The sequence below is a fragment of the Zymomonas sp. genome, assembly GCF_020216885.1.
GTDB lineage: Bacteria > Pseudomonadota > Alphaproteobacteria > Sphingomonadales > Sphingomonadaceae > Zymomonas.
Genome location: NZ_JAIWON010000029.1, coordinates 1 through 10,000 on the forward strand (window position 1 = coordinate 1; position 10,000 = coordinate 10,000).

9 protein-coding genes are annotated in these 10,000 nt (G+C 44.8%); 1 reads left to right on the forward strand and 8 read right to left on the reverse strand.

The window, feature by feature from the left end:
• Positions 1–387: 387 nt before the first annotated feature.
• The 3 genes from LDL18_RS01480 to LDL18_RS01490 all read right to left on the reverse strand — a co-directional run bounded on the left by LDL18_RS01480 (position 388) and on the right by LDL18_RS01490 (position 2,607).
• Entirely contained in the window at positions 388–966 is a 579-nt protein-coding gene (locus LDL18_RS01480; RefSeq protein ID WP_296506402.1) for a YqaA family protein, read from the reverse strand.
• A gap of 20 nt (positions 967–986) precedes the next feature.
• The gene (gene argB, locus LDL18_RS01485) at positions 987–1,892 is read right to left on the reverse strand and encodes an acetylglutamate kinase (RefSeq protein ID WP_296506404.1); all 906 of its coding nucleotides are present in this window, start codon (positions 1,890–1,892) and stop codon (positions 987–989) included.
• A gap of 145 nt (positions 1,893–2,037) precedes the next feature.
• Positions 2,038–2,607 carry a cob(I)yrinic acid a,c-diamide adenosyltransferase gene (locus LDL18_RS01490; protein ID WP_296506406.1) on the reverse strand — a complete coding sequence of 190 codons (570 nt, stop codon included), beginning with the start codon at positions 2,605–2,607 and terminating at the stop codon, positions 2,038–2,040.
• Between the two features lie 507 nt (positions 2,608–3,114).
• Here LDL18_RS01490 and ppc point away from each other — a divergent pair.
• Complete coding sequence (ppc, locus tag LDL18_RS01495) at positions 3,115–5,772, forward strand: phosphoenolpyruvate carboxylase (protein WP_296506407.1); 2,658 nt, start codon at positions 3,115–3,117, stop codon at positions 5,770–5,772.
• Positions 5,773–5,911: 139 nt separating this feature from the next.
• Here the strand turns inward: ppc and LDL18_RS01500 are convergent, their stop codons facing one another.
• The 5 genes from LDL18_RS01500 to LDL18_RS01520 all read right to left on the reverse strand — a co-directional run.
• Positions 5,912–7,408, reverse strand: a complete 1,497-nt coding sequence (locus LDL18_RS01500) for an amino acid permease (RefSeq protein ID WP_296506409.1) — start codon at positions 7,406–7,408, stop codon at positions 5,912–5,914.
• 331 nt (positions 7,409–7,739) lie between these two features.
• Positions 7,740–8,117, reverse strand: a complete 378-nt coding sequence (locus LDL18_RS01505) for a histidine triad nucleotide-binding protein (protein ID WP_296506410.1) — start codon at positions 8,115–8,117, stop codon at positions 7,740–7,742.
• A gap of 121 nt (positions 8,118–8,238) precedes the next feature.
• Entirely contained in the window at positions 8,239–8,562 is a 324-nt protein-coding gene (locus tag LDL18_RS01510; RefSeq protein WP_296506411.1) for a phosphoribosyl-ATP diphosphatase, read from the reverse strand.
• Positions 8,563–8,667: 105 nt separating this feature from the next.
• Complete coding sequence (gene hisF, locus LDL18_RS01515) at positions 8,668–9,435, reverse strand: imidazole glycerol phosphate synthase subunit HisF (protein ID WP_296506413.1); 768 nt, start codon at positions 9,433–9,435, stop codon at positions 8,668–8,670.
• Positions 9,432–10,000, reverse strand: a 569-nt coding sequence (locus LDL18_RS01520; RefSeq protein ID WP_296506416.1) for a HisA/HisF-related TIM barrel protein, incomplete at its 5' end; no start/stop codon positions are given. The genes hisF and LDL18_RS01520, both read right to left, overlap by 4 nt.

A 10,000-nucleotide genomic window follows, 5' to 3' on the forward strand; every position in this document is an offset into this window, starting at 1 on the left:
CAGACGGGCAGACGGGCAGACGGGCAGACGGGCAGACGGGCAGACGGGCAGACGGGCAGACGGGCAGACGGGCAGACGGGCAGCATTCTGTGTTTTAAGAGGATGTCTAGCCCTATTAGCCATTGATCTCGAATATCTTTGATTACATTTCCAAACGAACAGATATCGATCAGGCATATAAACAATAGATGTGATAAGATACTTATCTTAAGATCATTGTCTTAGAATTAAATTCTTTAAATTTTTAAAAATTATGATCAGTTGTTTTTATACAAATTCAAATTAAGAAAATTATTATATCTAGAGACATTAAGTAAATATCTAAAAAATATCATGCCTAAATAGATGATTAGGCATGATATTTTTAGATTGTATTATTGTTATATTTTATAAGATCTTTACCAAAGCAAAGCCGCCAACCAACAATAATAAACAGACGGAGGCAACTAAGGTCAGTCTTTTTTCAATGAATTGTTCGATCGGTTTACCATAACGGCGTAACAGCCCTGCGACACAGAAGAAGCGCAATCCGCGACTAACAAAGGCAGCGGCAAGAAAACTCAAAATATTATAATGAGCAAAGCCGCTTGCAATCGTGACTAGTTTAAAAGGTATTGGGGTCAATCCCTTTACCAGAATCACGATAGCTCCATATCGGGCATACCAATCCTGAAAGCTATGTGCTTTTCCTTCCAAGCCATAAAGATGGATAAGCCAGCCACCAAGGCTATTATAAAGGTAGTAGCCTATCGCATAACCAAATAAAGCACCGACAACAGATGCCAAGGTAGCGAGCCATGCCATTAACCATGCTTTTTCCCGACGGGCTATAACCATAGGGACGAGCATAGCTTCGGTCGGGATCGGGAAAAAAGAGGCTTCAGAAAAAGACAGCAGCACGAGCCATAATAGGGCATGCCGATCGGCTGCTCTTCTTAGCGTCCAGTTATAAGTCCGACGTAGCATAATCTCTATCTATTCTTTTCTTAATCAAGCTTCACAAGGGTTCCAGCCCCTTGCTCGGTAAAGAGTTCAATCAGAATAGAATGTGGAACGCGGCCATCCAGAATAACAGCAGCATCAACACCACTTTTGACGGATTCAATACAGGTTTCCAATTTAGGAATCATGCCGCCTGAAATAACATCTGCCTTCGTTAAGCTGTCAATCTGGGAGGGTGTTAATGTCCGTAAAAGTTTTTTATCGGCATCAAGAACGCCGGCAACATCCGTCAATAAGAAGAGGCGTGCAGCTTCCAGACCAGCAGCCAGAGCGCCTGCCATGGTATCCGCATTGATATTATAGGTTTCGCCATCAGCGCCTACCCCGATAGGGGCGACAACCGGAATCATGCCGGATTGTGTCAGAGTATCAATAAGGCGACGATCAACTGAAACGGGACGACCGACAAAACCAAGATCAATATCTTCGTCTTGCCCGTCAGTGGAATTCTTTCTGGTCTTTTTGACTTTTTCGACTTCGACGAGTTTGGCATCTTTACCGGAGATACCAACAGCGCGGCCACCAGCACGGCCAATCCAAGAAACAATATCTTTATTGATAGCGCCTGATAAAACCATCTCGGCAATCTTGGCCGTTTCGTTATCGGTGACGCGTAAACCATCAATAAACTGGCTTTCGACACCTAAGGCCTTCAGCATCTTACCAATTTGGGGCCCGCCGCCATGCACAACAACGGGATGAATACCGATCGCCTTTAAAAGAACGATATCTTCTGCGAAGTCTTGCGCTGCATCGGGGTTGCCCATGGCATGGCCGCCATATTTGACGACAAAAATCTTACCGGCATATCGCTGAATATAAGGCAACGCTTCGGATAAGGTCTCTGCCTTTTCAAGCAGGATTCTATCGGGGGCATAAGTAGCGGACATGCACAGGCTCCGAGAACAAGAAAATTTTACGTTAACGTCGCTTTTGCGGAAAAAAGCCTGATCCACAAGGGAAAAATAAAAATAACGACGTTTAATTGCCTAATGATGCCTAAAGCCGTGGAGTGTTTTTTAAAATAAAAACCTGTTAGATATTGCCTTTTCGAGGTTCCCAAAGCTGTTCTTGCTCTAATTTTTGCCCTAGCCATCGAGCCATCACAAAAAGATAATCAGACAAGCGGTTTACATAGCAGCGGATTCCAGCGTTGATCGTAATGTCACTGTCATTCAATCTGATAAGCGCTCTTTCAGCCCGTCTGGCAATAGCACGCGCAAGATGAAGTTCAGCAACACCCCCCTGCCCTTGAGGAAGAATAAAACTTTTGAGGGGAGATAAATCTTGGTTCATCCCGTCTATTTCTACTTCCAACCTTTCAACTTGAGAAGCTGTGATCCGAAGAGAAGAGGAAATCTTATTTTCAAAAGGCGTTGCTAAATCTGCACCAAGATCAAAAAGATCATTTTGAATAAGAGCTAATCTGTCCCGACAAAAAAGATCATTTATCCTCGCTAAAGCGACACCGATTGCGGCATTGGTTTCATCAATTTCACCAATGGCATCTATGAGAGCATGGCTTTTAGAAAGACGGATATCACCGATTATACCAGTTTTACCATCATCCCCGCCGCGAGTATAAATGCGATTCAGAAAGACCATGTCTTTCTTTATGAGTGAAAAAAAGATTGCGGTATAGAAACTAATTTTAATAGCTCTGATAAATTCTATTGCAGCTATGATAGCGAAACTGTTTTCTTGAAAAGAAGAATAATTAATAATAATCAATATCAATGTATAATCTATTGTTTATAGGGTAAAATTTTTTATTTTTTCTGCTTATTGCGCTTCTAATTATTAAATAATCTTAATATATTTTTATCGGGAAGCTGAAATTTTTTAAGCATAACCAGAATATCGATTCAGAATCTGCCCATAAATTTCAAAGTGAATAGAATTGATTCTTTCTTATTCAATATTTTAAATGACTTTTTGATTATTTTGTAACTTAAAAATAAATAATTATTATACAATATAGTAATTATTATAAAAAAAGCTTTTAAGAGAGAATTTAGGATACTTCTAATCGAAAAGACTAACCATTTTTTTGAGGCATAAGATCAGAAGATGGGTTGTCTCTCTTCCGTAAGCTAGGCAAAGGGATGGTTTATGACCAAGCCGCGCACAATTAATCAGAACCCAGACCTTCGCTATTTTGGTAACCTGCTCGGTCAGGTTATTAAGGAACAAGGCGGAGAGTCTTTATTCAACCAGATCGAGCAAATTCGCTCTGCCGCGATTAGACGCCATCGGGGTATTGTTGACAGCACTGAGCTAAGTTCTCGCTTAGCCGACCTTGACCTTAATGACATGTTCTCTTTTGCACATGCCTTTTTGCTGTTTTCAATGCTGGCCAATTTGGCTGATGATCGTCAGGGAGATGCCCTTGATCCTGATGCCAATATGGCAAGTGCCCTTAAGGACATAAAAGCCAAAGGGGTCAGTCAGCAGGCGATCATTGATATGATCGACAAAGCCTGCATTGTGCCTGTTCTGACAGCACATCCGACCGAAGTCCGTCGGAAAAGTATGCTTGACCATTATAATCGCATTGCTGGTTTAATGCGGTTAAAAGATGCTGGACAAACGGTAACTGAAGATGGTCTTCCGATCGAAGATGCTTTAATCCAGCAAATCACGATATTATGGCAGACTCGTCCGCTGATGCTGCAAAAGCTGACCGTGGCCGATGAGATCGAAACTGCCCTATCTTTCTTGAGAGAAACTTTTCTGCCTGTTCTGCCTCAGCTTTATGCAGAATGGGAAAAATTGCTTGGTAGTTCTATTCCAAGCTTTATTAGACCCGGTAACTGGATCGGTGGTGACCGTGATGGTAACCCCAATGTCAATGCCGATACGATTATGCTGTCTTTGAAGCGCAGCTCGGAAACAGTATTGACGGATTATCTTAACCGTCTTGATAAACTGCTTTCCAATCTTTCGGTCTCAACCGATATGGTTTCGGTATCCGATGATATTCTGTGTCTGGCTAATAAAAGCGGTGATGATGCTGCGATCCGCGCGGATGAGCCTTATCGTCGTGCCTTAAATGGTATTTATGACCGTTTAGCAGCAACTTATCGTCAGATCGCCGGTCGCAACCCTTCGCGCCCTGCCTTGCGTTCTGCAGAAGCTTATAAACGGCCTCAAGAATTGCTGACTGATTTGAAGACCTTGGCCGAAGGCTTGGGCAAATTGGCAGAAGGTAGCTTTAAAGCCTTAATCCGTTCGGTTGAGACCTTTGGTTTTCATTTGGCTACCCTCGATCTGCGTCAGAATTCGCAGGTTCATGAAAGAGTTGTCAATGAACTGCTACGGACAGCCGCAGTTGAAGCCGATTATTTATCTCTATCGGAAGAAGATCGCGTTAAGCTGTTAAGACGAGAATTGTCGCAACCGCGAACTCTATTCGTTCCGCGCGCCGATTATTCCGAAGAGACACGCTCCGAGCTTGATATTATTCAGGCAGCGGCACGCGCCCATGAGATTTTTGGCCCTGAATCCATTACGACTTATTTGATTTCGAATGGTGAAAGCATTTCCGATATTCTTGAAGTCTATTTGCTTTTGAAAGAAGCTGGGCTGTATCAAGGGGGGGCGAAGCCAAAAGCCGCGATTGAAGCTGCGCCTTTATTCGAGACGGTGGCCGATCTTGAAAATGCGCCAAAAGTCATGGAGGAATGGTTCAAGCTGCCTGAAGCACAAGCCATTGCCAAGGCACATGGTGTTCAGGAAGTAATGGTTGGCTATTCTGACTCCAATAAGGACGGTGGATATCTGACATCGGTTTGGGGTCTTTATAAGGCCTGTCTCGCTTTGGTACCGATTTTTGAAAAAGCCGGTGTGCCAATCCAGTTTTTCCATGGACGGGGTGGTTCCGTTGGTCGCGGTGGTGGTTCCAACTTCAATGCTATTCTGTCGCAACCAGCGGGAGCCGTCAAAGGGCGTATCCGCTATACCGAGCAGGGTGAAGTCGTGGCGGCCAAATATGGCACCCATGAAAGCGCTATTGCCCATCTCGATGAAGCCGTAGCAGCGACTTTGATTACTTCTTTGGAAGCACCAACCATTGTCGAGCCGGAATTCAGTCGTTACCGTAAGGCCTTGGATCAGATCTCAGATTCAGCTTTCCAGACCTATCGCCAATTAGTGTATGGAACGAAGGGCTTCCGTAAATTCTTTAGTGAATTTACGCCTTTGCCGGAAATTGCCCTCTTAAAAATCGGGTCACGTCCACCTAGCCGCAAAAAATCCGACCGGATTGAAGATCTGCGCGCTATTCCTTGGGTATTTAGCTGGTCACAAGTTCGGGTTATGTTGCCCGGATGGTTCGGTTTCGGTCAGGCTTTATATGACTTTGAAGATACCGAGCTGTTACAGGAAATGGCAAGCCGTTGGCCGTTCTTCCGCACGACTATTCGGAATATGGAACAGGTGATGGCACGTTCCGATATGACGATTGCCAAGCATTATTTGGCTTTGGTCGAGGATCAGACAAATGGTCAGGCTATCTATGATTCTATCGCGGATGGCTGGAATAAAGGCTGTGAAGGTCTGTTAAAAGCAACCCAGCAAAATTGGCTGTTGGAACGTTTTCCAGCGGTTGATAATTCGGTGCAAATGCGTCGGCCTTATCTGGAACCACTCAATTACTTACAGGTCGAATTGCTGAAGAAATGGCGTGGAGGTGATACCAACCCGCATATCCTCGAGTCTATTCAGTTGACGATCAATGCCATTGCAACGGCGCTTCGCAATAGCGGTTGATACACCACTGACATTCAAAACAAAAAAAACGGCAGAGATTTCTCTGCCGTTTTTTATCGGGTATGTATTTCTTGGTAATGAATTTAGCCGACTGCCCATCCGTTAGAAAGGAAGAAGGCAGATAAAGCCGCGCTTCTTTTTAGGCTTCTTCATCGTCTGGAACATTGCGAGCAATATTACTGTGACGATAGCCATAGAGGAAATAGACGACCAATCCGACTACCGTCCAACCAAAAAACATTTTTAATGTCATGAGAGGCAGACTAACAAAAAGATACAGACAGCCCAAAGCAGCCAGAGGCGCAATCAAATAAACACAAGGTGTTTTGAAAGGACGATGTCTTTTCGGATCAGTATGACGCAAGACCAAGACGGCAATAGCAACCATAGCAAACGCAAATAACGTGCCTGCATTAGAAATATCAGCAAGAATACCGACAGGGAAGAAAGCCGAAAAAGCTGCAACGGCCAAGCCGGTCATGACAGTCACGATATAAGGCGTTTTGAAACGGGGATGCACTTTGGCAAAAAATCCTGGTAACAGACCGTCACGGCTCATCACAAAGAAGATGCGGGTCTGACCAAAAATCATCATCAGAATAACGGATGGTAAGGCAAAACCAGCGGCTAACGCTATCAGGTTGCCGACTTTATTCCATCCGATTTTACGAAGGCTCCATGCTAAGGCTTCATTAGAGCAGACGACATGGCTGTCCTTCAGAGTAGAACAGGCTGCTGCCATTTCGCTACTGCCTGCGGGTAACGCATGCTGATGAGCGGCATCGAAAACAGGTTGCGCCCCCACGCCACCAATAACGCCCGCCGAAACCAACATGTAAAACAAAGTACAAATCGCAAGCGAACCGACCAAGCCAATCGGCATATTCCGTTGAGGATCCTTGGTTTCTTCGGCTGCCGTAGAAACAGCATCAAAACCGACATAGGCAAAAAAGATAGAAGCCGCAGCCGCAGATATACCTGAAAAGCCCAAAGGTGCAAAAGGATGGAAATTTTCCATATTCATGGCTGGAATTGCCAAAAAGATAAAAAGAGAAAGTGCCGTTATTTTGATAACAACCAGAATAGCGCTTGCAGTGGCGCTTTCTTTAGTACCACGTATCAATAAAGACATGATTAAAAGAGCAATAAAGGCAGCGGGAAGGTTAATAATACCGCCATTAAAAGGCCCTTTGGTAAAAACAAGGACGGAATCTGGCAGATGAGAGCCTGTTAGATGCTCAATTAAACCGACAACATAGCCTGACCAACCGACAGAAACAGCACTGGCTGCCACGGCATATTCAAGAATAAGCGCCCAGCCGACCATCCATGCAACAAGTTCGCCCATGACGGCATAGCTATAGGTATAAGCTGACCCTGATACGGGTACCATAGCGGCCATTTCAGCATAGCAAAAAGCTGCAACCCCACAAACGCAGGCGGCAATAATAAAGCTCAACATCATTCCGGGGCCTGCTTTTTGTGCGGCTTCCGCCGTTAACACAAAAATACCGGTACCGATAATAGCGCCAATACCCAGCATGGTTAGCTGAAAGGCGCCTAAAGAACGATGGAGAGATTTCTTTTTAGCTGTTTCTAAAATGGCGTCGAGAGGCTTCACACGCCCGAATATCATTCATTATCCCCCGATAAGAAGCGGTCTGTACCGCACTTTGATTTTGTCTATAGATTAACCGTTTCAGGCCAAATTTAATTGATATTCTCAAATAGTTAGCCCGAACGACCCACCTCGATAGACAATAGAAGGCGTTTCCCGACAGCTGGCAAGAGAAAAAGCATCTTTTCTGACATAATCTAGTTCTTTTTATCCTCCTGATAGTAAGGAAAGACTATATCGAGCTGATACAATATTATAATATTATTATTACATATGGCTTATTTTGATTTTGATCAAATAAAATTTAAAGCAAAAACGAAATAAGCATTTTGTTGCAAAATATTGCGGATTATAACTGGATAAGCTTGGCACCCAATTCTTTGCCGGATAAAATATGAATATGTAAATGTGGCACCAACTGGTCTGCATCATGACCACAATTCACAATTAGCCTATAGCCGTTGTTTAAAGCTGGATCTCGACTGATCTGGCCGACTGCCCGCGTTAAAGCCGCAATTTCTGTATCTGAAGCCTTTTCAGAAAAATCATCCCATGAAACATAGCGGCCTTTTGGAATAACCAAGATATGAACAGGAGCCTGAGGATTGATATCATGAAAAGCCAGCACTTGGTCGTTTTCAAAAACCTTTTTGCAAGGGATTTCACCGCGAATAATGCGGGCAAAGATATTGTTATCATCATAGGGTTGATGAATGTCGACAGTCATTAGCTATTCCTTTGAGATAAAAGAATTTTTTTAAAAAGGTCTTAATTCTTATTCTGATTATACAAAAGAATATAAATAAAGCCGATATTGAGAAGACCGGCTTTATTCACTATTCTATTATTTAAGGCTTTGGCCGAGCAGCTTTTTCAGCATGACCGGATATGCCTTCACGTCGTCTTAATTCCGAAAAGACATTTTCAAAGCTGCTACCACGGTCAGCTAATAAAACAGCTAAATGAAAAATGAGATCAGCCGCTTCACTTTCCAGTGATTTTTTATCTTGAGCCAAGGCTGCAATAACAGTCTCTACGGCTTCCTCGCCTACTTTCTGAGCGATATGGGCAGTGCCACGATGGAAGAGAGAAGAAACATAGGAATCTTCTGGAGAGGCTTTGCGCCGTTCGGCAATAACGGATTCGATATAGGCTAATGTTTCTTCAGACATAACATTTTTGTCTTTCTTTATCCCCCTGCCCTTTTTGAACAGGCTATTTTAAAAAGCTGGAAGTAACCTTGCAAAGAGTAACCCGCCTTAACATGTATCGATCGGTTATTCGGGCAAATGCCGCACGGTTAAGCCAGCCTTTGCCAAGGCTTCATGGGCTTCTGCCAAGCTATATTGGCCAAAATGAAAAATAGAGGCAGCGAGCAACGCGCTGGCATGACCTTTGGTCACCCCTTCGACCATATGATCGAGATTGCCGACCCCACCACTGGCAATAACAGGAACGGGCACTGAATCAGCAACCAAGCGAGTTAATTCCAGATCATAGCCGTCTCTGGTACCGTCCTTATCCATGGAAGTCAGAAGAATTTCACCTGCTCCCAAGCGTGTCAGATTAAGGGCATGATCGAGCGCGTTGATACCTGTCGGACGACGACCACCATGGGTATAGACTTCCCAATGGTCGCCATTACGACGTGCATCAATGGCAGCAACCACACATTGCGCCCCGAAACGGTCAGCGATCTCCGCGACTAATTCCGGTCGGGCGACAGCGGCAGAATTAACGGCAACTTTGTCAGCTCCAGCCAATAGTAAAGCACGGGCATCTTCAACCTGACGCACCCCGCCGCCGACTGTGAGGGGCATAAAACAGACTTCAGCCGTACGAGCAACGACATCCAGCATAGTGCCGCGCCCTTCATGGCTGGCCGAAATATCCAGAAAGCATAATTCGTCAGCCCCTGCTGCATCATATACCTTGGCTTGTTCGACTGGATCGCCAGCATCCATCAAATCAGTAAAATTAACGCCTTTCACGACCCGCCCATCGGCAACATCCAGACAAGGGATAATTCGGGTACAAAGGGTCATGCGCTAGCTCCTCCTTGGCGGGCAATAGCTAAAGCCGCTTTCAGATCAAGTGAGCCGTCATAAATAGCCCGACCACAGATAACACCTTCGATGCCGTCTTTTGTATGGCGTGCTAGCAATTCGATATCACCAATATCTTTAACCCCGCCGCTGGCGATAACCGGAATGTCAGTTGCGGCAGCCAAAGCCAAGGTGGCCTCGCTGTTACAGCCCTTTTTTAAGCCATCCCGACCCACATCCGTGTAAAGTAATGCAACGACACCGGCGTTAGCAAAGCGTTCAGCCATATCAGTGACAGAAATTTCTGACTGCTCTGCCCAACCTTTGGTCGTGACCATACCATCACGTGCATCGACTGCGACCACGATCTGTTCTGGATATTTTCGGGCAGCTTCCTTTACCAGATCAGGATTTTCAAAAGCCGCTGTCCCAATGACAACGCGGCTAATACCCCGAGAAAGCCAGCCATCAATCGCTTTCATGTCCCGAATACCACCGCCGAGTTCAATAGTGCCGGGAAAGGCCTTTACAATAGCGTCAACGGCTGCTGCATTCATGGCATGGC